Below are 26,559 nucleotides of genomic sequence, written 5' to 3' on the forward strand. Positions count from 1 at the left end.
GAAGAAAGCATATTTTAACTGTGCCAGCTGAGCCCTACCTCTTTAAGAGTTTTGAACCGTGCGTGAGTTCAATCAGTTTGGCAACATCAGCCTTTTTTGGTTTGGGCAAGGGCGGCAAACCCGTCTCTTCGCGTTTCTTGTGTTTGATTTCAGGAATCTTGTAGGCGTAGCCTGTCTCATTGATGTTGTTGGCGAGTTCTCTGTAAATCACTGGAACCTCTCCGCTCTTAACCGCCAGATTTCTGAGAACACGCAAAACGTTTGCAACTTCGACGCCTTGAGGGCATCGGTCGGTGCACGCGAAGCAGGCGGTGCAGAGCCACAGCGTGGGACTTGACAAAACTCTCTGCCTCAGACCCAACTGTGTCATGCGCAGCACTGTTCTTGGTCGATATGTGCTACTGAAGCGTGCGGTTGGGCAGCTTGATGTGCAGGTTCCGCACTGAAAACATGTCTTTAATGTTTCGGCGTCGTGTTCCCTCAAGACTTCATTCTTGAATGATGGGTCCAGCCTTGATGGTTGAGCATTCTTCCTCGTTTCCGTTGTTGCTGTTGTTTGTGCCATGGTTGCTCGCCTTGATAGAGGATATGAATGAGGTGAAGTGAATAATAAATCTTATTTTTCTAATAATTTTCAAGCCGTGGTGCACTGCGATTCTTTTGTGTCCTTCTGTTGTCAAGAATTCAAGCGGTTTTTGTCGCTTCAGTCGTTTGTTCCTTCGTAAACTAATTCTTCCACTTTCTTTGCTGCTGCCTCGTCGTCTGCCTCAATAGTTTCGACTCCGATAAGACGAAAGCCACTCAGAAGGTACTTGTCCCCAACCATTACCATGTCCAAGGTAGCTGCCCTCTTTGAAATCATGGAGCTGTAATTTGGCGTGAAGTAATATAAAAACGAGGGATATTTAAAGATGATAGGATTCAAAAAAATTGGAAATATTGCATGATTTTCAGTCAACCGCTCATTTTTTATGTTGCCCAGAGGTTGTCTTCTTTTGAGCCGGTTCCAAGTTGCTTAGCTCACTGCGAAGCTACGTTGAAGTGGCAAAACCTAGAATTGTCCTCCTGCTCGTGTTCACCTCTGCAGTTGCGATGGCTGTGGCTGCGGCTTCAAGTTCTACTGCATTGCCGTACGAAGCGTGGGCTCTTGCGCTAATCGGTATAGCCGCAGGGTGCGCCGGCTGCAACGCTGTCACCTCTTACATCGACAGAGACATAGACTCAATCATGGTCAGAACAAAAAAGAGACCTTTGCCTTCTCGAAAGATCGATCCGCCTAAGAAAGCCCTCTATCTTGGCATATTTCTCATTATGGTGTCTCTTCTTGTGGCTGGTCTACGGAACTATCTGTCTTTCATCGCCGTTGCGTTAGGGGTTCTTGACAATGTTGTGGTCTACAGCCTTCTGCTCAAGAGGAGAGACCCGTTGAACATAATTCTGGGCGGAATTAGCGGAGGCTTGCCCGTCATATACGGCTGGGCCTACACAACCAATAGCATCAACCTTATGGCAGTTTTGATGGCTGCTATCGTGATTGTTTGGACGCCAAATCACATTTGGAGCCTAGCCTTAAGGTTCAAAGAAGACTACCAAAAAGTCAACGTGCCAATGCTGCCCGCGATTGTTGAGGAAAAAGTGGCTATCAGATTTATTGTGGCAACATCTATGCTCTTGGTGATTCTTTCGCTGGCACTTTTCTTTATGGGGGTTTTCCAATCGTTCTACTTGCTGGTCGCACTTTCTCTGGGAACGGTAACAACTGCAATCAACCTTTGGCTATTCTTCAAACCTACACGAAGAGCGGCATGGTTTGTATTCAAATTCTCCAGTCCATACTTAGCCGTTATTTTTCTCGCAATGATGATAGACGTTGTCTTGCGGTACTGAGCGAACCGCGCTTTAGGTTTGCATTGTCTTTTTTAGTCCTAGGAAAATGTTCTTTTGTCGTTCCATGCCCTTGTACGCGTTTACTGTAAAGAGCGCATAAACAGCGCCTATAAGAATAGCATATGCAAGGTTCTCGGTTCCAAACCCTTCAACCAAGTACCCTAGAGACAGAAGCAAACCTGTAGAAAGATGACAGATTATGGTTGAAACATTAGCAGGAATCAATTCAAAGGAACTTGAATGATGTTTGAGCGCATATCTAATTGCCTTCAACGCCAGAGGTAGTGTGGCAAGCCCAAGCAAGGTGTAAACTGGCAGTATTCTGATAAGAACCCCTATGGCTACGACCACATAAGTTCCTAGCATTATAGCCGCGTATCCGTAAGCCGCTTTGCCTCTACCTAGCCGAACCACCAGTGTGTTCTTGCCAACAGCTTTGTCAGCTGCGTAGTCGGGAAACTCGTTAATGTACACAACGGCAGCGATGAGCAGCGAGACAGGAATTGAAGCAATCAAAGGTTCAGTTGCCAATATTCGAGTCTGGACATAAAAAGACCCCGCAGTCAGCAACATTCCAAAGTTCAGTCCGATCAGGAGCTCTCCAACTCCTCTGCCAGCCCAGTTGACATGAGGAGCCACGTAGAAAAACCCTGAAATCAAACCTATCAGTCCTAAGAGCAACACGACAGGTCCAACTGTCCACGTCAAGTAGAGACCGATTGAAATGCCAAGAGCATACAAAAGCAAAGCTTCAGACAACACTTCAAGCGGCGTCATGAGTCCCAACTGAATCATCCTGCTGCCTCCGCTGAACGGTCTCACAAACTCTCGGTTTACTTCGTCGTTGCCGCTCGTGTAGTCAAAATAATCGTTTATGACATTGGTGCCGGCGTGAAGACAAAGTCCTCCCAAAAGTGTCAACAGGAAAAAGGTAAAGTCAAACGCGCCGTTCCTTACCCATGCAATTGATGTCCCTAAGAGAATCGAAACAATTGTTGCAGTGAAAAAAGCCCCTCTGAGCTCAAGTCCCCAAAGCTTTAGCTTATGTCCAAGCTTGGGAAACTCGCTTTCCGCAACTCTATTTTGCGCAAACTCTAACACCGTAGGGGGAAGCCCCTGCACAATCTCATTGAAAACACGATACTTCACAACGGTGGGAACAACTTTTACACAGTCCAGCACACCCAAATTCCCGGTGTCGTTTAAGTACTTGACAACTGGCGATTTTTCAGCCAAAGACTTGAAAGCCCGATTCTTCTCATCACCCTCCTTGACAAGGAATGCGCGTCCTGTGACTTCAACTTCGCTCGAGTCGTTAACGCCGCCGGTACGCTTCGAGATCAATAAGGAAATCGAGGGATTATGAGTTATCTGCAGAGTCTTTGGGTCACCCTTCATTGTGGCTAAATAGACGTTCAAGTTTTCATCGCTCCAGTAATGCATCATCCTAGAGCGTATATCAACGCCAGAAGCTGTGGCTACAACGGCGCAGTCAATGTTGTTCAATACAGATAGGATTTCTTCTTTGGTGTGAGATTGCTGCAACTCGGAGGTCACCTACGAGGCATTCTCATACTTGAAAATATAGTATAGGCTAAATAGGTTTTCGATTAACCACGAAACAACAAGACCAGCCACATTCAGTGGTTAACGTTGACAGTGATGAAGTGTGGCCCTTTCCAATAAACCATCTTGCGCGCTTTCACCTTGATCAAAACCTCGGTTGATTCCTTCTGTGCATATTGAGCTGAAAACTGCATCTCGCGAATTACAGGATACTTTTGGTAAAAACTTCTGAAGATCCTAGCCAATCTTTCATCTTGGCTGATCCCAAAGGGGTGAAACGCCGCCTCAACTACAGCTTCGCCTTGCACCATGACGCCGCGATTTTCAAACGGGTTGTCAGGGTCTCTTACATCAACTGTCAGACACACCTTTGGATTAAACTTGATGTTCTCTATCTTCTTGGATCCTGAATGGGTGAAGACAAAGGCTTCCCTGCTTTCTTCATCAAATACGAAAAACATTGGCGTTATATGCGGTTGATTGTTCCTGTCCGTAGTGCAGAAATAGGCGAAATGTGTATCCCTCAAGATCTGAGTTATTTCCACGGGCAACTCTTGAGTTGTCAATTGCTTTTCACCTCAACGGCAACCCGATGGGCTGGGCTTCTCTCCAGTACAACATTCTTTCGACTTGGATTTCAACCAACATTCGGCTGACGAAAACTGTGGTTCTCCAAGCCAGAGGCAGATGCTCCTGCTCCGCCTCGTATTTTCCCACGTACTCAGGGTACTTCAGACGAAACAGCCTTCTAATTCTAAGGAGACTTGAAAACCGTAGAATCGCGTCTGAGACTTTGTAGACTTTAGCTCTGCCCATCAGTAAAACGGCGCGATTATTGTACAAGTTGTTTGGGTCACGCATGTCTACAAGGAAAGCAATCTTCGCGTTCTCTTTCATGTTACGAAGCTTCTTAGAGATTTTTGAAACTACGAAAAAGGCCCTACGACCATCAAAAACAAAAATGACAGGAGTCAAGTGCGGAGTCATCTGTTGGTCAGATGTGCCCACGTAACCGAATTTGCCTTCGTTTAGAAGCCAGATTATTTCTTGAGGATACCCTGGGATGCGGTCGATAGTGAAGTATGATATGGCTGAGAAGAAGGAAATGCTTGCAGAATACATCAGCAAAGCAACGAAAAACACAGGGTTGGTGCTTGTAAGAGGATAGAACAGCAGGGTAACCGCGCCAAAAGACAGATTGATAAGGTCGAGTCGTTTCAGAGTTTTCAGTTCCTTATAGGCAGTGTACCGCATTTTGGTTCTCATGCGCGAAACCTGCGTGAGGCTGACTGAACGTCTGAAAGCGAGAACGGCAGACCACAAGCCTAAGCCGAGGCGGTAAGATATGTCCCAGAGCAAGATGGCTGTCAGGGCAACTAGGATTGGGGAGAGGTTGCCGTCAAACCAGTAGACCATCAGTCTGCGTTCCAGAAAGAGGTACAGAGCGAGACTTAGCAGGATGACAAGGCCTAAGCTAAGTTCTCGGCGTGAGTCGAACAACGATCGTCTGTAGTTGTCGATTACGTCTCTTTCCAACTGTGCCGAAGGCGCTTCCAATTTTCTAACGGTTGGACCCATGCGGATGGCTAATAGGCTCCAGATCCATACTGCCAGTATTGCCGAAGTGCCGAAAACCATTGACCTTAAAGGAAGGGCGAAGAATGTGGCTACTGATATGCCAATTATTTCCATAAGCAGCAGTTGTATAGCGACGTTGTATCCTCGTGGAAACCATTTGAATGGAGGCAGTCTCTCCAAGATTATTTCGAAAACCCATTTTTTTGGCTGCGTTGTACTGATGAGCTGCATTGATTTTATTCTATATTTAGGACATCAAATATACTTTATCTTCGTGCATGGAACTCAGGGTTTAGAAATTAATCTAACTATCGAAATAGATGGGATGCAGAGTCCCAGTCTAGCTGGACAACGGTCTGCGCATTTTTTCCTACTTTTGCCATTCAACCAAGAGTTCGCAGTAGGGCTTGCCTCTTGCCATGCATGTCTGATGAGTTATCTTGAGGTCTTTGCTCAAGGTTTTGGTTAATCCTTCATGGAAACTTTCGTGAAGAACGTCGCACATGATCTCGGGCGTTTTAACAGCCATTTCAAAGAATAGACAATTGTGCATCCGGTAGATGATTTTTTTGTCAGTTACTTCGACGATTTCTGGTTCTGCGCCCATTTTTTCAAGATAATCTTTGACGAAGAAATTTTCGAATATTTTAGGCGTCCAGTCTTTTACTTCGTATTCCATTTCCAATCGTTTTGCCGTGTTTTCTCCCATGTCAAGGCCGGCTTTTCTAAGGATTTTCTTGACCTGGTTTTCTCCAAGCGTGGATCGTAAAGTGCTTACCAGAAAGCTGTTAAGCATCATATAGCCTCGTCTTGGATAACTGACAAGCGGTGGTTCCTTTACTAGCTTGTAGTAGATTTTGGGTCTGCCAACGGTTCCCGCTCTTTCCTCAATGGCTTCTACGAAGTCTGATTCCACTAGAGACTGTAGGTGATGTCTTACGGTGATTGGTTGGAGGCCGAGTTTTTCTGCTATCTGATCCACGCTCAACGAGTCTCTATAGAGCAGTCGGAGTATGTCTAGGCGTGACCTGCTCGATAAGGCGCGGTAGGCTTCGGCTTCAATCAATTCCTGTTCGTTCCTCTTATTTTTCACGCAGTCAATATTTATTATTTTTATAGCGTTTCTAATAATATTTTGGTAATTATAGTATATACTTCAGCTTTTTTGCCGTGTGCCAGCTGGCGGATTCAGCTAGGAAAATCGATGAGCAGATTTGTTTGAATTATGGTTAAATGGGAAATTGGTTTCCCGAAAAAGGAAAAATTTATAAGATAATTTTAAGAAGTTTCACCTTAAATGATGAACTGGAAGAGTCGGGAGGTGTCTGATTCAAATGCTGAAAATCGACGAAATAGATCAGCGAATTCTCAAGATACTTGAGGAAGACAGCAGAATTTCGTATAGGCAACTTGGGCAGAAACTGGGCATCGAAGAGTCAACCGCTCGCAAACGTGTGGTTAGGCTCAAGGAAAAAGAGGTCATTGAGCGCTTCACAATAGACGTCAACGAATCAACCTTGGGACGAACAATCACGGCTTTCATAACTGTTTACCCGAGTCTCAAACATGCCGATGAAATAATCACCAAGGTAGTTGATTTCGACGAAGTCATCGAATCCTACAATTTGAGTGGAAGATGCGGCGTGTTCTTGAAAGCCACTTTTGGAGATATGAAAGGACTCAACGCTTTCATTGCAAAAATCCGGGGAATACCGGGAATTGTCGGCATACACACTTGCATTTCACTCGAGACGATAAAAAGACCGAGAGTAATTCCCTAGCAGAGTTCAGTGGTTCTTCGTTACGAAATTCCTTCAGCTCACTGTATTCTTGATTCTCTGGATATCATGCTTTGGTTGAAGCGACTCGTAAATACGCAGTGTCTGTTCAGCCGCTTTTCTCCACGTGAAATACTGCAGCACTCTTTTGCGGCCGTTTTCGCCCCACTGCTTGGCGCGGGCGGGATCCTTCAACACTTCCTTGAGCCCCCATGCAATGTCTGCGGGGTCATTTCCGTTTACATGCAAGCCATTTTGGTCAGGTCCGCCTGACACAACTTGCTCTTTGAAGCCTACGACACCGTTGGCGCCGACTACGACTGGTTTAGCTAGGGACATGGCTTCAAGGCTGACTATGCCGAAGGGTTCGTATGTTGAAGGAAAAATGCATGCGTCAGCAGCTGCGTAACACGTTATTCTTTCTGGTTCAGGGACGAACTCAAAGCGGCAGACTACGTTTTTTTCCACGCCGAGTCGCTGCGAAAGCTCAATAACGTCTTTCTGCTCTTCACCCTTGCCTAGAATAACCAACTTCGTTTTTGGGTTATCCTTCACGACTGAGGGCAGGGCCTGCACCAAGTTTCTGACGCCTTTAACCCATGTTAACCTGCCTATGAAGAGTATCATGTTGTCATCTTTAGCCACGCCGAGGCGCTGTCTCACTTTCTCGATCTCTTCAGGCTCCACGGTGGACGGGTCGTATTTGTCTGGGTCAACGCCGTTCCAGACGGCGCTGATTTTTGATGCTTGCCAGCCGTGGCGCACGAGGTCTTCTCGCATGACTTCGCTTACGGTGATGATGTGGTCGGCTCTTTCAGCCATCTGGTTTTCTAGGTGTGTGACTACTTCTGATCCTACGTCGCCGCTTCTTCCCCGTTCAGTGCTGTGAACGTGAAAGACCACTGGAAGCTTGGTTTCGTTTTTGATGATGTTGCCTGCAATGCTGCTCAACCAGTCGTGCACGCAGACCACATCGAATTTGTACTCTTCTTTTCCAATAAGCCCGTTGATGAATTTGGTTGAGCTGAGAATGTTGTACAGGAAAATATCGTTGAAGAACTTGATGTTTGTGCCCCATCTGCGCAGGTCTTCGGTGACAAAAACTGGAAACACGTTGCTAGCATCAGCGGTTAATGGGCGATGCACTTCGACACCTTTGTATACTTCTCGCGTGGTGAGGTTGCCCGGATTAAGTGTGAAAACCGTGACGTCGTGTCCAAGCTCAATGTATTCTCTCGTGATATATTCGGCGTACGTGCCCAACCCGCCTACTATGATAGGCGGAAACTCCCATACGAAGAATCCGATGCGCAAGCAGACACCAATTTGTCATTGAACTCCAATGCAATTTAACTATTGTGAATCTTGACTCTTGGGGGATGGACGACGTATGGAAGTATTTGCCTTGCGAGAGTAGATAATGAAGTCTAGATGCGCAGGGTATCCATTCGACAACATCATGCCCAGCGGTTGCTCTTTTTGTTCAGCAATTCTTATTTCAATTCGGCTTTGATATAATCGTCGGAGCGCCAGCAGCTTGAAGTTGATCTACGTGGTTATTGACGGTTTAGGTGACTTGCCAATTCCCGAATTGAGAAACGAAACACCCCTTGGTGTTGCTGACACGCCGAATTTGGACCGCCTTGCTTGGAATGGAAAAACAGGGTTGATGTATACGGTTGGCAGGGGCGTAGCTCCCGAGAGTGACGTCGGCGTGATCTCAATTTTGGGCTACGACCCGTTCAAGTTTTCAACTGGCAGAGGCGTTCTGGAGGCGATAGGCGCAGGTTTATCCATGAAGGATGGCGACTTGGCTTTGCGCTGCAACTTCGCCACGCTTGGACGCAATAAGAGGATAGTTGACCGTCGGGCTGGCAGAAACTTGACGTCGAAAGAGGCGCTTGCGCTAAGCGAAGCAGTCAACAGCAAGGTGAAATTGAAGTCTTACCCAGCCGCTTTTGAGTTCAAGAGCACAGTTGGGCATCGAGCGGTGTTGGTGATGAAACGAAGGGGAAGACCGCTTTCGAGCAAGATTGCGAACACCGACCCTGCTTACGTTCGAGTTGAAGGACTGGGTGTCGCTGCACCAGACGCTGAGATGATTCTGAAGAAATGTAAACCCACAGATAAAGACGAGGAAGCCAATGCCGCGGCAACGTTAATCAACGAATTCACGGAAAAATCTCATAGAGTCTTGGAAAGTCATCGAATCAATAAAAGGCGTGCTGCAGAAGGCAAATTGAAGGCGAATCTGATATTGACCCGTGACGCAGGACACATCTTGCCAAATTTTTTCAACATTAACCAGCGCTTCCGGGTGCGCTTCGCCTGTTTGGCAGATATGCCAGTGGAAAGAGGCATCGCTGAGCTCGCGGGCATGCGTATGGTTGATTTGCCACCGCCCTCGAAAGACCTTAAGGAGGACAGCCTCATCCGAGTCAAAACGCTGCTTGAGATTCTACCTCGATACGACTGTTTCTACATTCACATCAAGGGACCGGACGAGCCGGGGCACGATGGCAACTTCAAACTTAAGATTCGACTCATAGAAACGATTGACAAGTATTTCTTTGGGAGACTTCTGCCTAGAATTGACTTGGGAAAACATGTCGTGTGCGTAACATCTGACCATGCTACACCCTGCAGGTTGAAGAATCACAGTGATGATCCGGTTCCAGTGTTGATTGCAGGAGACAGAGTCAAAGGTGACGAAGCAACAAAGTTCTCAGAAAAAGAGTGCAAGAAGGGAAGTCTAGGGTTGATTAAACATGGAACCCAACTTATGCCAATGCTAATGCATTTGCTGAAATCACGTTAATCGTTTTCTGAAAAGACTTAAAGCTGTGCTGATCTTTTATGTGTTCAGTTTGTTTGAAGGAGACTTGATTTGTTTTGGCTGGATTGATTATGGTTCGAGATGTAATGACTAAAGAGCCGCGGGTCGTCAGACGAGACACAAGCGTTCAAGAAGTAGTCGCAACGATGAACAAGTTTGACATCAGCAGCATCATTGTGGTCGAAGAAAAACGTCCGATCGGCATTGTCACACATAAAGACATAATCTCGAAGCTGGTTCAAGCTCGAATTCCACCTGACGCTGTCACCGCTAGAGAGGTGATGACAACACCTGTTGTGGCGATTAATGAGGACATCAGCATAGATGAAGCCGCCCGTTTAATGGCTAAGAAGCGCATTAAGAAGCTAATTGTGACCCGAAACAACGAACTCGTAGGCATCATAACCAGTAGCGATCTGATGCGTGAAGCGCCGAAACTCACTAAGCTATTGGACGAACTGCTGAAAAAATGAGTCTAGCGTGACCGAGTGCAAGCACGATGGCATACGCCTGAGTTGCGTAATCTGTGAAAAAGACCCAAGAATTGCAGATAACTAATAGAAACGATTGGCGCAGAGGGCTTAAGACCAATCACCGCATCTATAAAGAGGTTTGGCTAGTTTTCTACAAGAGACACACTGGCAAGCCCAGCATGTCTTATGATGATGCGGTTGAAGAAGCCTTATGTTTCGGCTGGATTGACAGCATCGTCAAAAAGATAAACGACGAGAAATTTGCTCGAAAATTCACGCCTCGTAAGCCTAGCAGCAAATGGTCAGAGCTGAACAAGAGAAGAGCTGAGAAAATGATAGCTGAAGGAAGGATGGCAGAGGCTGGGCTAGCGCTGGTCAATCAAGCAAAGGATAGTGGGGAATGGCTCAAAAAGCAGCAAATCGAGAACAATCTTGTGCTTCCCGAATACATTAAGAATGCATTGAAATCAAATGGGAAAGCGCGGAGCAACTTCAATACGCTGGCACCGTCGTACAAGAAACAGTATGTTAGATGGGTTGACAGCGCTAAGAAGGAGGAGACACGCAAGCGACGCCTTGCAGAGCTTGTCGAAGTTCTTGAGAAAAATGAGAAGCTCGGGTTGAAGTAGAAGCTGCGGTTCACGCAGGTTCATGAGCCGAGGCAAAAAGAGGAAACAGAAGCCTACAGCTGTTGAAGAAATAAGTATATAGCAAGTGCCCTCAATTTATGACCCAAGGCACAGAAGCCCAGAGGAATCATGATGAAGAAGAGGATACAGCCTCACATAATGTGCGGAGTTGGAGACGTTGAGAAGTATGTTTTGCTTCCGGGAGATCCTAAGAGAGTGGAGAAAATCGCCACGTTTTTCGATGAGGCACACAAAGTTGCAGATTACCGAGGTTTTGTGACGTACTCAGGGAAAGTGGATGGAATAGGAATCTCGGCTTGTTCAACTGGAATCGGATGTCCGTCTGCAGCCATCGTGGTTGAGGAACTAACCAAAATAGGCGCCGAGACTTTGATTAGAGTTGGCACCACAGGCTCTCTTCAGCAAAACATAAACATGGGAGACATTGTCATCGCAACCGCGGCTGTACGCGCTGATGGTGCCAGCAAAGCGTTTATGCCGGTTGAGTACCCGGCGGTGGCGAGTTTTGATGTAACTTCAGCTTTGATTCAGGCAGCTGGGAAATTCAGGAGAAAGGTTCATGCGGGCATTGTCTTGAGTTCAGATGCTTTCTACTGTGACGACTCGGAAGCTACAAAGCAGTTTGTTGTTGGAAACGTGTTGTCGGTTGAGATGGAGTCCTCAGTTATTTTCACACTGACAGGGATGAAGCGACTGAAGTCTGGGTCCATTCTGGCAGTGGACTGCAACATCTCAAAAGGGATTAAGAAAGGCGAGTTTGAGCCCGGGCAAAAGTGCGGAGAACATGATGATCGGGTTCAGAAAGCCATTGAAGACGAAATCAAAATCACCATTGAAGCTGTAAAACTGCTTGACCGTCATCCTTTAACGTAAGGTTTGTAGTTGCTCGGTGGAACTGCTTTCCCAACTATGCCAGCTAGGACAGCTACGGTAAGTATGTATGGTATGGTCAGGATGATTTGTGGTGGAAGCAAGCCCAGAGCCTGAAGCCTCATCTGTAACGCGTCTGCAAAACCGAACATGACACTGGCTCCAAAAGCGCCGAAAGGCATCCACTTTCCGAAGATCATGGCTGCCAACGCTATGAAGCCTCGTCCGCCAGTCATTCCCCACGCAAAAAGACTCAGGTGACCTAATGACAGAAATGCTCCGCCTAGTCCAGCCAACATTCCGCTTATTATGAGGCAAAGGTATTTTGTTTTGTAGACGTTTATTCCAGCTGTGTCTGCGGCGTCAGGGCGCTCTCCAACCGCTCTTATCCTCAACCCTAATGGAGTTTTGAACAAGACAATGTAGGAGACAACGGTTATGATGAGCAATAAGTAGACTAGGGGCGTGTGGACTCCGAGTATGGCTCCGATGACAGGCACGTCTTTCAAAAGCGGAATAGATATCACTGGTAGCCCTTGCACGCTATCTGATGCGCCTCTTGAGCCCCATATGATCTGACTCATGTAAGCGGTGAATCCCAACGCAAAGATGTTTATTCCCGTGCCACTCACGATCTGGTCGCCTGCGAATTTCACGGTTATAACTCCATGAAGAAGCCCTAGTAGGCCGCCGGCTAGTATGGCTGCGAGGACTCCGAGCCAAGGGCTACCTAAGAAGTGGCTTACGGCGACGCCTGTGAAGGCTCCTGTTAGCATCATGCCTTCTAATCCTATGTTGACGACGCCTGCTCTTTCGGAGAATATGCCGCCGAGTGCTCCGTAGGCTATGGGAGTTGCCATTCTGAGTGTTGCGGCAAACAATCCCACGTTGATTAGGTCTATGAGCTCAACCATTTTACTCCGCCTCTTTTCAGAAGGTATTTTATCAGCATTGGCGCGGCTACGAATAGGATGACTAACGCTTGAAGAATGGATACAATGTCAAGAGGAACATGCATTGTTCGGGTCATTGTCATGCCGCCGCTTCTTAATGCTCCAAACAGCACTGATGCGAGTACGATGCCAGCTGGGTTAAGGCCGCCGACTAGAGCCACAGCTAACCCGTCCCAGCCGTAGCCGGGAGAGAAGCCTTCTATGAATCGTTTGTGAACGCCCAGCACTTCGCCTGCCCCGCCAAGTCCAGCCATTGCCCCGCTTACGATCAATGCCAGAATGATGCCTTTCTTTATCCGAATGCCGCCGCTTTCGGCGGCGCTCGGGTTTAGCCCTATTGCCCTCACTTCATAGCCAATTGTGGTCCGGCAAAGCGTGTAATGTGTTGCCCCAGCCAACAGCACAGCTAAGACAATTGAGAGAGAAAGCTGAGTTGGCGGAAGAATTCGCGGGAGCTCAGCAGATGGTGAAATTAGTATGGTTTGAGCCACCCACCCGGGCGCTTTGAACGGGTAGTTAACCATGTAACCAGTTATGTACAAGGCCACGTAGCTTAGCATCATTGTTGTGATAACCTCGTGTGCTCCAAGCCTTGCTTTCAGGACGGCTGGGACGAAGCCCCACATTGCACCGCCTAGTGCTCCTGCAATCAATGCTAAGGGTATGTGAATGAAGAAAGGCAGTCCGTTGAAGGATATACCGATTAGTGCTGCGAAAAAGGCTCCAACTAGAAATTGGCCTTCAGCTCCTATGTTAAAGAGGCCGCATTTATACGCAAAGAGGAATGCCAGCGCAGTGAAGATAATTGGCGTCGCCTGTGTGAACGTTTGTCCGATTCCGAAGGTGTCGCCGAATGCGCCTACTAACATTGCTGCATATGCTTCGAGAGGATTGTACCCTGTCAACAGCAGAGTGATCGCCCCAACCACAAACGCCAATAGGATAGCAATCATCTGGGGCAGTAGCTTGGGCACATTCGCCCTCAACTCAGTCAGTAGTCTCTGAAATAGTCTTCTCGCCTGCAGATTCAGCTTGTTCTTCCGATCAGTCAGGCTTGCCACCGGCCATTAGGAGTCCTAGTTCGGATTCGCTTGCTTTTTCAGGGTCTTTAAAAGCTACTATTCGACCTTCGTATATCACTGCGATTCTATCGCTCAAAGCCCATATTTCGTCTAGGTCAGCCGAAATCAGTAAAACCGCGCACCCTTTATTGCGCATGTCTACAAGTTTGCCGCGGACGTATTCGGTTGCGCCAATGTCCAAGCCGCGAGTTGGCTGAGAAGCAATAATCAGTTTCGGGTTCCTACTGAACTCTCTTGCCAAGACTACTCTCTGTTGGGTTCCGCCTGACAAATGCTGAGCCAGAGTGTCCTTATCGGGCGTTTTTATGGAGAATTCCTCGATCAGTCTTTTTGCGTAAGTTGAGGCTTCTTCAATGTTGATTACGAAGCTGGTTGCAAAAGGCGGTTTGTCGTGGCTTCCTAGCATCAGGTTCTCCATCACTGAGAAGCCCATGATCAAGCCTCTCTTCTGTCGATCTTCGGGCACGTAGGAAGTTCCCAGCTCTATCCTTTTGCCCGGAGATGCCTCGGTGATGTCGATTTCGTCCATTAGTATTTTCCCTGCTATGGCTTTTCTGAGCCCAGCCAGTGTCTCAACCAGTTCGGTTTGTCCGTTGCCTTCGACTCCCGCGATTCCCAGGATTTCACATGCGTAAACATCGAAGTCTATGCCCCTCAACGCGGGGAGACCTCGGTCATCAACAGCTTGAAGGTTTTCAACTTTGAGTACAGCTTTTCTGGTCGGAGGCTGTTCCTTGTCAAACTTGAAAACAACTTCTCGTCCTACCATCATTCTGGCCAGTTCGCCCAGATTGGTGGCATCCGCCCTAACGGTTCCTACGACTCTGCCTCTTCTCAGAACTGTAACCCGGTCGCAAATCGCCAGAACCTCTTGAAGTTTATGCGAGATAAAAATGACTGTCTTGCCTTGGTTTTTCAACGCCGAGATTGCTTTGAAAAGTTCCTGCACTTCCTGAGGTATCAGCACCGAAGTCGGCTCATCCAGAACAAGCACATCGGCGCCTCTGTACAAAGCTTTGAGTATCTCAACTCTTTGTTGCACGCCTACAGGTAACGCGTGTGTTGGCGCCTTCAAGTCAACCTCTAGCTTATAGCGGTCGCAGAATTCCTTGACATCGTCGAGTGCTTTCTTCGTGTCCAGTAATATTCTGTTCTTTGTTGGCTCTCTTCCCAAGATGATGTTCTCTGTTACTGTGAGGCTGGGCACAACCATGAAATGTTGATGGACCATGCCTATGCCCAGTTTTAGCGCTGTGCGCGGGCTGTCGATATCGACGTCTTTTCCGTCGACGAGGATTTTTCCTTCATCTGGTTTGTATAGTCCGTATAGAATGTTCATCAGAACCGTTTTGCCCGCTCCGTTTTCTCCGAGTAATCCGTGGATTTCGCCTTTTTCCACAGTGAAGTCTATCTTGTCGTTCGCTAATACGCCTGGGAAAGACTTGGTTATGCCGTGCATTTCAATGGCTGGTGGCACACGTATCAAAAAAAGGAAGCGGGGATTTAACCTTTCTATCAGAAGGCGCTCGGCACCGTGATCTCGCCAGCGATGATTTTGTCTCTGGCCTCGTCCATCTTGTTTATCACTGTTGCTTCAAGAGTTGGGTGTGTGAACCCGAATTTTGCTTCCCAGAAGCTTTGTTCTTCAGGTAGTCTGCAGGCTCCGACCCATTGTTCCTTTAGTCCTCCGCTTTTGACGCCGCCTTGGAATTTCTTTTCGACAGCTGCCTTGATCATCTCAAACACTGCAACATCGACTCTCTTGGTCATACTAGCTTTTATTTCTGGATAAAGATAGCACTGATCGGCATCGACTCCAATCCCCAGAATATTTCTTTCATGTATTGCTTCCAAGGCGCCTAAGCCGCTTTTGCCTGCTGCAACGAAGATTGCGTCAACTCCTAGGTCAATCAGTCCGATGGCTAGTTCCTTTCCTTTGGTTGGGTTAGCCCATTCACCGACGAATACAGGCGCTACTACTTCAACGCTGGAGTTTGCCCACTTCGCCCCGGCTTCATATCCCTTGAAGAAGTCTCTGATGAGAGGTATGTCCATGCCTCCGACAAAACCAACTTTTCCGGTCCTAGTCTTCATTCCAGCAGTTACCCCGACCAAGTAGGAACCCTCGTTTGCTTTGAACAAGAGCGAAGCTACATTTGACTTGTCTACAACCATGTCTACGATGGTGAAGTTTTGACTTGGGTACTCACCTGCAACTTTGGTCAAAGCATCAGCCTGATCAAAGCCTATGCTAACGATGATCACATATTGGCCAGTCTTGGCAAAATCTCTCAGAAAGCCCTCATACTGAGCAATTGCCGTTGGTTCCACGTAGTCAAACTCTATTCCCAACTCATCTTTTGCCTTTTGCACGCCTGCATAGGAAATGTCGTTGAACGACTGGTCGCCCAATCCGCCTGTAGCCAAAACCAAACCCACTTTTGGCGCAGGTGTAACTGGTGGTCTAGTGACGACGTAGACTGCTACCGCCGCCACTACCAGCACGATTACGATTATCCCCGCGGCCATTGCGGTTGATATACCCTTCTTGTTCATCATTTTGTCCTCCACACTCGCGTACGAGAGTATGGTTGTATGCTGCGTTTCCCGTTTTAAGCCTTTCACAAACCACGTCGAAGCATCAGATCATGGGTTTCCAGCGATCTGGATGATGATGTCACTAGGAACAGTCTGACGACGACGCCCACACAACCTTCAGCCGCAAAGCACGCTTCACATTGTAGAAGAAGGCTAAAGGGAATTGCCCCCTTCTTCTTTTGAAATTTCTCTTTCCGCAGAGCTCGTCAACATGCGCAAACGTCACGCTTGGCAACATGAAACGTCACGCATGCCAACATTGAACGTCACGCTAAAACACGAGTAAACAGCGCCAGAAACACCATACAAAACCAGCAACAGAACCCGAAACGCAAACAGAAAACTGGAACTTTCACCGCAAAATTTTTTTCTGCACTCATACTAGCCCTCTCTCAGCCTAGCCCAAATAACTTTTATAAGACGCCCATTGCAATAACACAGCGAAACATACCCAAAACCGGAGCCAAAAAACAATTTGCCCACACCCTACGACATACCAGCGCCACTCTACATACAACACCTAGCCAAATACATAAAAGACAACATAGACCAAGTCACCCCCCAACCATGGACAACCACAGCCAAAACCAGCAGCCACACAAGCCGACAACCAGAAGACCCAGACTGGTGGTTCACCCGAGCCGCATCCATCCTACGCAAAACATACATACACGGACCAGTAGGCATTGAACAACTACGCGCCGACTACGGCGGACGCCACAGAAAAGGCTCCATCAGAGAACACGTCAGAAAAGGCAGCGGAGCCAACATCAGAAAAATCCTACAACAACTCGAAACAGCAGGCCTAATCGAAACCACAAAAAACAAAGGAAGAACCATAACCAGCCAAGGCAGACGAACACTAGACAAACTCGCAGCCGACATAAAAGAGCAACTGGAAAAAACCCAACCAGAACTCAAGAAATACCCCTAACAAACGGATGAAAAAAGTCATTGAGCGAAGACGAAATCGAGGAGCCAGAGCTCGAAGACATACGCCGACGCCGAATGCAAGAGCTACAGCAAAGACTAGGCCAAGAACAACAGCAAACACGAGCCCAACAACAGCTGGAAATGCAAAAGCAAGCCATAATCCGACGCATATTAACGCCCGAAGCTCGACAACGCCTAACCAACCTCAAAATGGTGAAGCCCGAATTCGCCAACGCGTTGGAACTACAACTCATTCAGCTAGCACAAGGCGGAAGAGTGAAAACACCAATCACAGATGAACAGCTAAAAGAGATACTCGTACGATTGCAAGGGCAACGACGAGAAATCAAAATAACAAGGCGATAAAGAAACCATGGCACGAAACAAGCCAACAGCCAAAAAACGTCGATTAGCTAAAGTTGGGAAGCAGAGAAAAGCGGTTCCAACATGGGTCATGGCTAAGACTCGAGGTAGAGTGCGAACCAACCCGAAAAGGGGGCATTGGACACGGTCGAAGATAAAGCCGTAGATGAACAGCCAACAGAAGAAGCTGAAAAGCCTGAAGAAGGCGTTGAAGAAGAATTAGTCGAAGAAGCACAGCCCACGGAAGAAACTGAAGCAGAAGAAAAGAAAGAGGAACCCAAAGCTGAAGAAGCCGAGGAAGAAGAGCCTGAAGCTCTAGCTCCCGAAGAAGAGGAAAAAGAAAAGAAAGAAAAACGCGAAAAGACGCCCGAGGAAGAGGAAATCGTTGAAGAAAGAATCTACACGATCCCTCTGCGCCGAGCTTGGATTTCTCCAAGAAAAAAACGGGCGCCAAGAGCCATACGCATAGTCAGAAGTTTTATCCAACGTCACATGAAAGTTGAAACTGGAGTTAAGGCTGAAGAAGAGGAAGAAGAAGGGCGGTTAGTCATCAGCAACGAAGTGAACGAGAAACTGTGGAGCCGCGGCATTGAGAAACCGCCTAGAAACATCCGAGTGCGAGCTGTCAAAGACAAAGAAGGCGTGGTTACGCTTTATTTGGCTGAAGGAGATTAACTGTGGCCATTGACCTGATAGGTTTGTTTGGCAGCGCAAGCATAGGAGTATACTCGCTCACAACCGAGAAAATGACCATCGTGCCACCTCTCGTTTCTAAAACTAAAGCCAGTCGACTCGAGGAATGCCTCAAGACCAAGGTTATCAGGACTACGATCGGCAAGTCTGCTTTGATAGGTGCTTTGGCAAGTGCCAATTCAAACGGCGTAGTGCTTCCGCATTATGTTGACGACAAGGAGGTAGACGCCATAAGGTCGACGGTGCCCGAGGTTAATGTTACAGTAATGGAGACTAAGCGAACTGCTTACGGTAACATGGTGCTGGCAAACGATAAAGGCGCCATAGCTGACCCTAGGTTGAAGGAAGTGGATTTGGCGAACATTTCTGATGCATTTGGCGTCGAAGTTGTTTCCGGTGAGATTGCAGGTCTGCCCTACGTTGGCTCGTTGGCAACCGTAACAAATAAGGGCGTGCTCGCGCATCCGTTGCTGAAAGAAGAAGAACAAAGGCGACTAAAGGAAGTGTTGAAGGTGCCGATCGATTTGGGCACGATCAATTGTGGAATCCCGTATGTGGGCACTGGACTAATAGCGAACAGTCATGGCGCAGTTGCGGGATTTGGGACAACTGGCCCAGAGCTCTTTATTATTGGTCAAGCGTTGGACGTGGTGAAAGTGGAATGAGTGAAGTTAAAGTGTTCCGGGTTGTGGGCAAGATCACGAAGCCAAATTACAAGACGGATTTTCGAAAAGAGATTCGTGCCTTGAAGCCTGAAGAAGCGGTTGAAAGAGTTTACATGGAAATTGGTAGCAAACACAGAGCTAAACGAGTTCATATCAAAGTGTTGAAGGTTGAAGAGATCAGTGCTGAGGAAGTTACGGACGCAAGTGTTAGAAAGTTGATTTTGGGAGAAAATGAAAGTGTCCAGTAGTGATAGGGAAGCTTTCAGGTCGCTGTCGGTTGAGCTTCAGATTTTGGAGGGGACTGCTGAGACGTTGCAGGCGAGGCTTAACTTGGTTAATGCTGCTTTGACCGAGTTGAATATTGCGAGAATGACGTTGGAAGGCGTTGAGAACGAATCATCCGAAGCGCCTCTGTTTGTCCCCATCGGTGGAGGTTCTTTCATCAAGGCGAAGTTGGAGAGCAATGACAAGGTTGTTGTGGGCACGGGTGCTGGAGTGTCTATTGAGCGTACGGTTGCTGAGGCTAAGCAGACGCTTCAGAGTCGGATAGCTGAGTTGGAGAAGAGCCGGACTGCTATTCAGCAGCAGTTCATGCAGGTTGTGGGCAGGATTCAAGAGAATAGGGAGAAGCTTCAGGATTTGTCTGTCAGACTGAGTCAGGCTGGGAGAAGGGCAAGTGTTCCAGAAACTGAGAGCCGGCCTTAAAGGGTTAGTTGAGAAGGTTGCTACAACCCAGCTGAAGGCTGAGCAGATTCGTCCTGTTTTGCAGGATTTCAAGTTAGAGCTTATCGAGAATGATGTGGCTTTTTCGGTTGCGGATCATTTAGGGGCTGAAATGGAGAAGCGGTTGGATGGTGTGCAGGTTAAGAGGCTTGAGGACAGGAAACAGGTGGTTAGGGATAACCTGCGGTCTGTGTTGCTTGGGATTTTGACTCCGAGCGAGAAGATCGACTTTCTGGAGTTGGCTGAGAGGAAGCGTGGGTTGAAGGAGCCTTTTGTTGTTGTTTTTGTCGGTATTAATGGCACGGGTAAGACTACGAGTATTGCGAAAGTGGCTAAGCTTTTGATGAGGCGTGGGTTTAGTGTGGTTTTGGCTTGTGCGGATACTTATCGGGCTGGTTCGATTGAGCAGTTGGAGGAGCATGCTCGCCGGTTGGGTGTGCGTATGATTAAGCATGGGTATGGCAGTGATCCGGCTGCGGTGGCTTTTGATGCGATTAGTCATGCTCGGGCTCATGGGATTAATGTGGTTTTGATTGATACGGCGGGGCGGATTCAGACTGATCGGAATTTGATGGCGGAGTTGGGTAAGGTTAAGCGTGTGGTTAAGCCTGATTTGACTGTGCTTACGGTTGATTCGTTGACGGGTAATGACGCTGTTATGCAGGCTGAGGAGTTTCATAAGAGTGTGGGTATTGATGCTACTATTTTGACTAAGACGGATGCGGATGTTAAGGGTGGGTCAGCGCTTAGTGTAACCTATGTGACTAAGAAGCCTGTTTTGTTCATTGGTACGGGTCAACGGTATGATGATTTGGAGGAGTTTAAGCCTGAACGCTTCACGGATATGATACTCAAGTAAACTGATAGATGTACGTTGAGTGCAGAAAAAAATTTTTAGGAGTGAAGTTTTGAGTTTCTGTTTGCGTTCTGAGCTCTGTTTCCGTTTCTATATGGTGTTTCGGGGTCTGTTTTTGCGGTTTTTGGGTGCGCTTCTATGTTGGTTAGCGTGACGTTCTATGTTGGCATGCGTGACGATTGAACATGTTGACTGTGCTCTGAGGGAAAAGAGATTTCAGAAGAAGAAGACAACTGACCCCTTACGCCTTCTTCTGCTGATGTGATGTCGAGTTTGCTTCCCTGTTCTTAGGAGGCTTCTCCGAGTATTGTCAGATTTTTGCATGTGTTCTTTCGCGTGAGTATGAGATTAGTTGGTTTTGTTTGTCTAGTTCCATGGTGAAGACTGTGGAGCGTGTGCGTCCCAGTCGGGAGCGTGTTTGGAAAATGCCGTGGAGGAGTACGCGGTCTTGTTCTTTCTTCATTTCGTCAAAATCAACTGTGCAGACACTGTCGCCGTGGACGGCGCAGAGGATTTTCAAGACAACGTCTTTGATTTTTCCTGCTTCTTCGTATGGTTCCGCTGTCAAGACTTTTTAGCCTCTGTTGTTCTAGCATGCAATTCTCTGCAAGTCCACATAAGAGTTGTTGCTGTGAAGCTGGATTAAGCATAAATGTGCAGTTGAAGAAACAGAAGCATGAAGACCCTTAAGGTTGGGCTTGCAGCAAGTAAGGATAGGAAAGGTGAGTGAGGGTGGGAACGGAAGAGACGTTAAACTCAGACTACGAGAAGCTGTTGGCGAGAGCCAAGGACATCGTAATCCTGCGGTCTGTAAATGAGGTCATCGGGTGGGATATGCAGACCAAGATGCCGCCTAAAGGCATCGGGCTTCGTGGTGAACAAAGCGCACTGCTTAGTCGATTTTTCCATAAGATGAACACTGACCCGGAAGTCAGCACGCTTTTGGAGAAAATTGAGAGGCATCCTGACTATCCAAGTCTCAGTGAGCTCCAGCGACGAAATGTCTACCTAGTCAGAAAGAACTATGACGAACAGACGAAACTGCCGGAAAAGCTCGTTGCCGAGACAGCCAGACAAACGGCCATCGCGTTCGGCATTTGGAAGAAAGCCAAAGCCGCCAAGGATTATTCTCTGTTCAAACCTGAACTCGCCAAGGTCATTGACCTCATAAAGCAAACAGCCGCCATCCTGATGGAGGTGAAGAAAACCGCGACGCCGTACGATGCCTTAATCGATATCTTCGAACCAAAGATGACGGCTAGCCAGATTACCCCAATTTTCAATGAACTCAAGACACACCTCATCAAAATCATAGACAAATGCACGAATTCGTCGAAGCAACCCGATCCTTCCATCCTCAGACGAAAAGTTCCTATAAGTGCGCAAGAGGAAATCTCCAAATCGCTGGCCAAATTCATCGAATACGACGCTGAATCCAAGAACGCAGGCGGTCGAATCGACGAGGCTGAGCATCCTTTTACAGCAGGGTACTTTGATGACGTAAGAATCACAACGCACTACTACGAAGACGATGTAACATCGTCCCTGTTTTCGGTGCTTCACGAAGGGGGTCACGCACTCTACGAACAGGGCTTTAGCCCAGAATGGATGTACCTACCCGTGGGATCAAGTGCCTCCGCAGGCTTCCATGAGTCTCAATCACGCTTAGTGGAGAACATGATAGGCCGCTCAAGCGAGTTCTGGACCAGCTACTATTCACAGTTCAAGGCATTGACAGGCAGCACCTTCTCAGATATTCCATTGGACGCTTTTGTCCACGCAATCAACAGGGTTCAACCTTCCAAAATCCGCGTCGAAGCGGACGAAGTCACCTACAGCTTGCATGTTATAATCCGGTTTGAAATCGAACAGGCTCTATTCCAAGACAAAGTAACAGTGGATGAGCTACCAAGCGTTTGGAACCAAAAGTACATGGATTACCTTGGCCAGAAGATCGAGAATGATTCAGAGGGAGTTATGCAGGACATACACTGGGCTGGAGGAGGCTTCGGATACTTCCCATCGTACGCTCTAGGAAACATGTATGGGGGACAGATATTCGCAGCATTTGCGAAGGACGTGCCAAACTGGGCTAGTCAACTGGAGAAAGGCGACTTCCACAACATCAGACAATGGTTGACCACTAACGTGTTCAGCCACGGAAACCTGTACGATCCGATTCCACTTCTGAAGAAAATCACGGGTCAGGAAATCAACGTTAAACCTTTCATCGACTACCTGAACACAAAATTCTCAAAAATCTACGAATACTGACAGTGAGCACTCGAACCAGCACGCGCTTATTCAATTCCCTATTGGTGATACTGACGCTGCTGCAGTTGCGGATTGGCTGATGCTATATTAGGAATTTTCCTTTCTTGTAGATTAGCTTGCCGTCTGCGCGTATTTCTCCGTCTTTCTTCATGTCTTTCAACAGGTCCCAATGAACAGCTGACTTGTTGAGTCCCCCAGTCTCAGGGTAGGAAGCACCAAGAGCCATGTGAATTGTCCCGCCCATCTTTTCATCAAAGAGAATTCTCTTTGTGAATCTTGTTATGCCATAATTGGTTCCGACGGCGACTTCGCCGATCCGGTCTGCACCCTCGATTCTCAGAATCTCCTGCAGCAACTCATTGCCCTTAGCTGCCTTTGCCTTTGTCACCTTTCCGCCTTTGAATGTAAGAGTTATGTCCTCGATTTCTTTGCCCGAATATATTCCCGGGTAACTGAATCTTATGGTGCCATTGACTGAGTCTTCAACTGGTGCTGTAAAGACCTCACCGTCGGGCATGTTGAATTTTCCGTCGCAGTTTTCCCATTTTCTTCCCTTCACGCTGAAGACGAGTTCAGAGTCCTTACATGTAATTTCGATTTTGTCAGCGTTATTTAGATACTTGCAGATCCTTTCCTGACTTGAGCGAATCTTCTTCCATTCTTTAACTGGGTCCTCTTTGTCGATCAAGCAGCTTTTGTACACAAAGTCTTCATATTCCTGTAGTGCCATGGAAGCTTCTTGGGCGTCGGCACTGATCGGGTAAGGTAAGAGTACCCAACGAAGATCACCAGCACCGGAACGTTTCATGTATTCATCCATGAAATCTTTCCATGAAGCTTGCCTCGTCGCGATTTTTGCTGGGTCTACGCCAGTTAGGCGTTTTGGGTTGGGATTGCAGCCCACAGTTATGTAGACATCGACTTTCTTGATAATGAAATTCCAGATGGACCGGGTGAAGTTTTGGTGCAACTGGTGTTTCTTTGCGTATTTGTAGAATATGTAGTCGGTGTCAAGCTCCGGAAGAATCGACGGGTCTGCATCGCTCAGAATGCACTCTTTGTATATCTCGTTTATCAATGGGTGGGCGATATCTCTTCCTTCGATGAGAACTTTGTCCTTCGGCTTCACAGCAACACAGTATTGAACGCAAAGCTTCGCAAGTTTCTCGATTCTCGGATCCACCATTCAAACCACATTCCTGAAATAAAGGCAACTCTTGAGTGTTAGGAAAAGTTTCGTTCTTATGGTTTGTGGAAACGTGACAATGTACGTCTTCTATCTGAAACTCGGGAAGAAATGACAAGAATCCGAGCCCTTTCAACAGCGCGCTTTTAGTATTCCTAGTCCTCAATTCCGTGTAGGTTGATTCTTTGATACGGTTTCCTAGTACGGTTGAGAATTCTACTCATTCGGTAAGCCATGATAACGAACAATGTAAACATGATTCCTGTCGCCAAAGCAAGGTACAATAGATTACAGAGTAGGAACAACAACCACAGTGACGAACCGAGCATAAGCCAACTAAATATATAGACTGGCCCAGTCCCGCCCTTCGAGTAGCGCTGTGGCAGTTTTGGGGCGAATACTACGCAGTAGCTCAGCAATGCCTCGTTATCATATAGTCCGTAAAGTAGAGTGTAGAATAAGGCGGCTAGAAAGAAAAGCATGGTTTGCGACTGCCAAGTGCTAGGGTCTGGAAACCGAGTAATGAGTATGGTTATTGCTGTGAATGTAAAACCTGCAAACAGAGAGAGATTTCTCGAAATGACCGAGTGAAAAGCCACATATGCTGAGAGTTTCGTTTCTTCAGCCGACATTTCACAATCCTCAGAAGAGCTAGTTATCTGACTTGGATTCTTATTGCTTGTGCGCACACGTGTAAGTTTTTTGAAAAGCTGCTATGTATGCTGAGTTGTCTGAGTCTATGGTTTCCTTGATTTTCCATCCTGTTCCTTTGAGTATCTCTTCCATTTCTTTCTTGGACACTATCAGGTAGTCGAACCATCTGCCAACGCATTTCCTGAACCTTATTCTTAGTCTCAGTTGCCCCGGCATTCTACCTCTCTGCCTATTGAGCTTGTGATACTCCAAGTGCTCAGGGATGCTAGTCTTGAACGTGTCACGAGTGCTGGCAATAATCAATCCGCTCTCAGAAGTGATCTTATGCAGTTTCTTCAGTATTCTCTTAGCCGTTTTTAAGCCGCCGAATAAGCCGAAGTTGCTGCCCATCATGATGACTGTGTCGAACGAGTTGGGCTTGAAGTCCAGTTCTTCAATTGCCGTGACTCTTGCTTTCTTCAGTCCTCTGAGCTTGCTGACTTTGATCGCTAGGGGTGAGCTGTCGATTCCTAGTACGTCGAATCCTTTGTTTTGCAGGTACAAGGAGTGTCTGCCGGCTCCGCAGCCGATGTCTAGGACTCTTCCTTTCACGAGTTCCATGGCTTTTCTTTCAATCGGCGCCCAGTCTTCGTATTCTGAGAAGTAGTTTTTAGGATTTCCCGGGGTTGCATTGAAGTAGCCGTCATCTCTTTCCACTACTTCTGAAGCTTCTTCGCCCTTGTAGCAAGCCCAAATCTCCTGACCAAACGTATCTTCCTCAGGCTTAAGTTTCTTCATACCAAGTCATTGACCACATCTTCCCATGTGTCGGTTCTTATGGCTTGTGGAGAACATTGGAGTGATTCACAACGCCATGTGAGCGCATGGAATTTCTATCCCCACCCAACCCGCCCGCCCATTCTAATGGTTTTCCTTAAGTGAATGATGGAAGACACATTCCTTTGAGCCTGCCAAGTATCCTCCTTCTTTGTAACCATGCTTTCGAAATGCAGCCAGCGCCGCCGGATGATCAGCATAAAACACTAAATCAAAGTAACCCTCACTCTTCATGTAAACCTCAAAGAAGTCTAAGAACTCATTTCCGTAGCCTTTTCCTCTATGTGTCTCAATCAACCACCATTCATGAAGCTCAACAAAGTCTTTCTTCCCATCCAATAGCTTTTCCAATGCCTCTGTGTCTTCTTTGTTTCTGGGGGAACCTTTCCTATGTTCTTCAGTGTTGCTTTCATGCCAGACTGCATGACCCACAATCTTGCCGTTTTCTCTCCAAACAATGAGCTGAACAAAATTGCTCTTGATAGAACCTACAAGCATTTCAAACAGTCTATCATGATTGAATCCTTTAGACTCTTGACGGTACCCATTTCTACTCCAATATTCCTTGAACTCCTCAGACTGGGGGTCACAACCAACCTCAAACCTCAAGAACCAACCATCTGCCTAAACCTTTGACTGCTAAAGCTTCTGTTCTCTTTTCCTTCCTTCATTGTAGAGATATTCAAAATGGTCCCACAGTGTTGGAAAGTTGTATTGCTTTCTAGCTCCCTCAACGATAGGTTTCATTTTCTTCCAAATCATGTTGGTAGGCATTTCTGAAAGAGCCTCATAGTCTACAAGACCGCTGTGAAGAAGCTCTCCAGCTCCTTCATACAAGTTGGCAACCACTGACATTGCCACGGCAACTGGTGTTTCAGCAAATGGTGCACCGTATTTCTTCAAGAAATCATCGTAGTCCTCAAACTCCAGGTTCCACACTTTAAAAGTAGCTTCAAGGAACTCTTTGCTATTGAAACTCTGATAAACTCTCCAGAATGCATCTGTCTTTCTCATCTTGGTTTGATGCCTAAGCTGAAGAGCATAATAGATGATTCCTGCAACAACACTTGCGGAAGCAACAGCAATAGAAACTGTCTGAATATCAACCACTTTTGATACCCAGAA

The 26,559-nt window shown here is 47.2% G+C and carries 32 protein-coding genes; 15 read left to right on the forward strand and 17 right to left on the reverse strand.

Features of this window, described 5'->3' with window-relative positions; genetic code table 11:
* Positions 1-34: 34 nt before the first annotated feature.
* The gene (locus VJ249_06270; protein HKZ94164.1) at positions 35-565 is read right to left on the reverse strand and encodes a 4Fe-4S dicluster domain-containing protein; all 531 of its coding nucleotides are present in this window, start codon (positions 563-565) and stop codon (positions 35-37) included.
* Between the two features lie 138 nt (positions 566-703).
* Positions 704-838 (reverse strand): V-type ATP synthase subunit F, encoded by a 135-nt coding sequence (locus tag VJ249_06275; GenBank protein ID HKZ94165.1) that lies wholly within the window; start codon positions 836-838, stop codon positions 704-706.
* Between the two features lie 173 nt (positions 839-1,011).
* Here VJ249_06275 and VJ249_06280 point away from each other — a divergent pair, with 173 nt between their 5' ends.
* Positions 1,012-1,887 carry a heme o synthase gene (locus tag VJ249_06280; GenBank protein ID HKZ94166.1) on the forward strand — a complete coding sequence of 292 codons (876 nt, stop codon included), beginning with the start codon at positions 1,012-1,014 and terminating at the stop codon, positions 1,885-1,887.
* Between the two features lie 12 nt (positions 1,888-1,899).
* Here VJ249_06280 and menA read toward each other — a convergent pair whose 3' ends face one another.
* The 4 genes from menA to VJ249_06300 all read right to left on the reverse strand — a co-directional run bounded on the left by menA (position 1,900) and on the right by VJ249_06300 (position 6,097).
* The gene (menA, locus tag VJ249_06285) at positions 1,900-3,432 is read right to left on the reverse strand and encodes a 1,4-dihydroxy-2-naphthoate octaprenyltransferase (GenBank protein ID HKZ94167.1); all 1,533 of its coding nucleotides are present in this window, start codon (positions 3,430-3,432) and stop codon (positions 1,900-1,902) included.
* Positions 3,433-3,527: 95 nt separating this feature from the next.
* Positions 3,528-4,019 carry a pyridoxamine 5'-phosphate oxidase family protein gene (locus tag VJ249_06290; GenBank protein HKZ94168.1) on the reverse strand — a complete coding sequence of 164 codons (492 nt, stop codon included), beginning with the start codon at positions 4,017-4,019 and terminating at the stop codon, positions 3,528-3,530.
* Positions 4,020-4,026: 7 nt separating this feature from the next.
* On the reverse strand, positions 4,027-5,262 hold the full coding sequence (locus tag VJ249_06295; GenBank protein ID HKZ94169.1) for a pyridoxamine 5'-phosphate oxidase family protein: 1,236 nt from the start codon (positions 5,260-5,262) through the stop codon (positions 4,027-4,029).
* A gap of 139 nt (positions 5,263-5,401) precedes the next feature.
* Positions 5,402-6,097 (reverse strand): helix-turn-helix domain-containing protein, encoded by a 696-nt coding sequence (locus VJ249_06300; protein HKZ94170.1) that lies wholly within the window; start codon positions 6,095-6,097, stop codon positions 5,402-5,404.
* 268 nt (positions 6,098-6,365) lie between these two features.
* Between VJ249_06300 and VJ249_06305 the strand changes: the two genes are divergently transcribed.
* The gene (locus VJ249_06305) at positions 6,366-6,812 is read left to right on the forward strand and encodes an Lrp/AsnC family transcriptional regulator (protein HKZ94171.1); all 447 of its coding nucleotides are present in this window, start codon (positions 6,366-6,368) and stop codon (positions 6,810-6,812) included.
* Positions 6,813-6,845: 33 nt separating this feature from the next.
* Here VJ249_06305 and VJ249_06310 read toward each other — a convergent pair whose 3' ends face one another.
* Entirely contained in the window at positions 6,846-8,123 is a 1,278-nt protein-coding gene (locus VJ249_06310; protein ID HKZ94172.1) for a glycosyltransferase family 4 protein, read from the reverse strand.
* A 223-nt stretch (positions 8,124-8,346) separates the two neighbouring features.
* Here VJ249_06310 and VJ249_06315 point away from each other — a divergent pair, with 223 nt between their 5' ends.
* The 4 genes from VJ249_06315 to VJ249_06330 all read left to right on the forward strand — a co-directional run bounded on the left by VJ249_06315 (position 8,347) and on the right by VJ249_06330 (position 11,641).
* Positions 8,347-9,627, forward strand: coding sequence for an alkaline phosphatase family protein (locus tag VJ249_06315; GenBank protein HKZ94173.1), 1,281 nt, complete (start codon positions 8,347-8,349; stop codon positions 9,625-9,627).
* A gap of 74 nt (positions 9,628-9,701) precedes the next feature.
* Positions 9,702-10,118: a CBS domain-containing protein gene (locus tag VJ249_06320; protein HKZ94174.1), complete on the forward strand. Its 417-nt coding sequence runs from the start codon at positions 9,702-9,704 to the stop codon at positions 10,116-10,118.
* Positions 10,119-10,171: 53 nt separating this feature from the next.
* Positions 10,172-10,747, forward strand: coding sequence for a YdeI/OmpD-associated family protein (locus VJ249_06325; protein HKZ94175.1), 576 nt, complete (start codon positions 10,172-10,174; stop codon positions 10,745-10,747).
* A gap of 129 nt (positions 10,748-10,876) precedes the next feature.
* A complete protein-coding gene (locus VJ249_06330; protein ID HKZ94176.1) occupies positions 10,877-11,641 on the forward strand; it encodes a nucleoside phosphorylase in 765 nt (254 codons plus the stop codon).
* On the opposite strand, the gene VJ249_06335 is transcribed toward VJ249_06330, so the two are convergent.
* The 4 genes from VJ249_06335 to VJ249_06350 are packed head-to-tail and all read right to left on the reverse strand — an operon-like array spanning position 11,626 to position 16,232.
* On the reverse strand, positions 11,626-12,552 hold the full coding sequence (locus VJ249_06335; protein ID HKZ94177.1) for an ABC transporter permease: 927 nt from the start codon (positions 12,550-12,552) through the stop codon (positions 11,626-11,628). The two genes, VJ249_06330 and VJ249_06335, sit on opposite strands and share 16 nt — an antisense overlap.
* Positions 12,537-13,652 carry an ABC transporter permease gene (locus VJ249_06340; protein HKZ94178.1) on the reverse strand — a complete coding sequence of 372 codons (1,116 nt, stop codon included), beginning with the start codon at positions 13,650-13,652 and terminating at the stop codon, positions 12,537-12,539. Before VJ249_06340 ends, VJ249_06335 begins: the two co-directional genes overlap by 16 nt.
* Positions 13,636-15,150 carry an ABC transporter ATP-binding protein gene (locus VJ249_06345; GenBank protein ID HKZ94179.1) on the reverse strand — a complete coding sequence of 505 codons (1,515 nt, stop codon included), beginning with the start codon at positions 15,148-15,150 and terminating at the stop codon, positions 13,636-13,638. Before VJ249_06345 ends, VJ249_06340 begins: the two co-directional genes overlap by 17 nt.
* Before the next feature lie 38 nt (positions 15,151-15,188).
* Positions 15,189-16,232 carry a BMP family ABC transporter substrate-binding protein gene (locus tag VJ249_06350; protein ID HKZ94180.1) on the reverse strand — a complete coding sequence of 348 codons (1,044 nt, stop codon included), beginning with the start codon at positions 16,230-16,232 and terminating at the stop codon, positions 15,189-15,191.
* Between the two features lie 514 nt (positions 16,233-16,746).
* On the opposite strand from VJ249_06350, the gene VJ249_06355 reads away from it, so the two are divergent.
* The 8 genes from VJ249_06355 (at position 16,747) to ftsY (ending at position 20,507) form a co-directional block, all read left to right on the forward strand.
* The gene (locus VJ249_06355; GenBank protein ID HKZ94181.1) at positions 16,747-17,205 is read left to right on the forward strand and encodes a 30S ribosomal protein S19e; all 459 of its coding nucleotides are present in this window, start codon (positions 16,747-16,749) and stop codon (positions 17,203-17,205) included.
* A gap of 20 nt (positions 17,206-17,225) precedes the next feature.
* Positions 17,226-17,570 carry a DNA-binding protein gene (locus tag VJ249_06360; GenBank protein HKZ94182.1) on the forward strand — a complete coding sequence of 115 codons (345 nt, stop codon included), beginning with the start codon at positions 17,226-17,228 and terminating at the stop codon, positions 17,568-17,570.
* A 7-nt stretch (positions 17,571-17,577) separates the two neighbouring features.
* Entirely contained in the window at positions 17,578-17,733 is a 156-nt protein-coding gene (locus VJ249_06365; GenBank protein HKZ94183.1) for a 50S ribosomal protein L39e, read from the forward strand.
* Positions 17,734-17,948: 215 nt separating this feature from the next.
* The gene (locus VJ249_06370; GenBank protein HKZ94184.1) at positions 17,949-18,242 is read left to right on the forward strand and encodes a 50S ribosomal protein L31e; all 294 of its coding nucleotides are present in this window, start codon (positions 17,949-17,951) and stop codon (positions 18,240-18,242) included.
* Positions 18,243-18,244: 2 nt separating this feature from the next.
* Entirely contained in the window at positions 18,245-18,925 is a 681-nt protein-coding gene (locus VJ249_06375) for a translation initiation factor IF-6 (GenBank protein HKZ94185.1), read from the forward strand.
* Positions 18,922-19,173, forward strand: a complete 252-nt coding sequence (rpl18a, locus tag VJ249_06380; protein ID HKZ94186.1) for a 50S ribosomal protein L18Ae — start codon at positions 18,922-18,924, stop codon at positions 19,171-19,173. The genes VJ249_06375 and rpl18a overlap by 4 nt, the downstream gene beginning before the upstream one ends.
* Positions 19,163-19,630 carry a prefoldin subunit alpha gene (gene pfdA / locus VJ249_06385; GenBank protein HKZ94187.1) on the forward strand — a complete coding sequence of 156 codons (468 nt, stop codon included), beginning with the start codon at positions 19,163-19,165 and terminating at the stop codon, positions 19,628-19,630. Before rpl18a ends, pfdA begins: the two co-directional genes overlap by 11 nt.
* Positions 19,602-20,507: a signal recognition particle-docking protein FtsY gene (ftsY, locus tag VJ249_06390; protein HKZ94188.1), complete on the forward strand. Its 906-nt coding sequence runs from the start codon at positions 19,602-19,604 to the stop codon at positions 20,505-20,507. Before pfdA ends, ftsY begins: the two co-directional genes overlap by 29 nt.
* A gap of 307 nt (positions 20,508-20,814) precedes the next feature.
* Here the strand turns inward: ftsY and VJ249_06395 are convergent, their stop codons facing one another.
* A complete protein-coding gene (locus tag VJ249_06395; protein ID HKZ94189.1) occupies positions 20,815-21,072 on the reverse strand; it encodes a hypothetical protein in 258 nt (85 codons plus the stop codon).
* A 164-nt stretch (positions 21,073-21,236) separates the two neighbouring features.
* On the opposite strand from VJ249_06395, the gene VJ249_06400 reads away from it, so the two are divergent.
* Positions 21,237-22,778 carry a carboxypeptidase M32 gene (locus tag VJ249_06400; protein ID HKZ94190.1) on the forward strand — a complete coding sequence of 514 codons (1,542 nt, stop codon included), beginning with the start codon at positions 21,237-21,239 and terminating at the stop codon, positions 22,776-22,778.
* A gap of 82 nt (positions 22,779-22,860) precedes the next feature.
* Here the strand turns inward: VJ249_06400 and VJ249_06405 are convergent, their stop codons facing one another.
* The 5 genes from VJ249_06405 to VJ249_06425 form a co-directional block, all read right to left on the reverse strand.
* Positions 22,861-23,964, reverse strand: a complete 1,104-nt coding sequence (locus VJ249_06405; protein HKZ94191.1) for an aminopeptidase — start codon at positions 23,962-23,964, stop codon at positions 22,861-22,863.
* A 155-nt stretch (positions 23,965-24,119) separates the two neighbouring features.
* Positions 24,120-24,596 carry a hypothetical protein gene (locus VJ249_06410; GenBank protein HKZ94192.1) on the reverse strand — a complete coding sequence of 159 codons (477 nt, stop codon included), beginning with the start codon at positions 24,594-24,596 and terminating at the stop codon, positions 24,120-24,122.
* Between the two features lie 40 nt (positions 24,597-24,636).
* Positions 24,637-25,395 (reverse strand): class I SAM-dependent methyltransferase, encoded by a 759-nt coding sequence (locus tag VJ249_06415; GenBank protein HKZ94193.1) that lies wholly within the window; start codon positions 25,393-25,395, stop codon positions 24,637-24,639.
* Positions 25,396-25,518: 123 nt separating this feature from the next.
* Entirely contained in the window at positions 25,519-26,043 is a 525-nt protein-coding gene (locus VJ249_06420) for a GNAT family N-acetyltransferase (protein HKZ94194.1), read from the reverse strand.
* Positions 26,044-26,073: 30 nt separating this feature from the next.
* Entirely contained in the window at positions 26,074-26,544 is a 471-nt protein-coding gene (locus VJ249_06425; GenBank protein ID HKZ94195.1) for a hypothetical protein, read from the reverse strand.
* Positions 26,545-26,559: the final 15 nt, after the last annotated feature.

This window comes from Candidatus Bathyarchaeia archaeon, from assembly GCA_035283685.1.
Taxonomy (GTDB): Archaea; Thermoproteota; Bathyarchaeia; order Bathyarchaeales; family Bathyarchaeaceae; genus DATETJ01.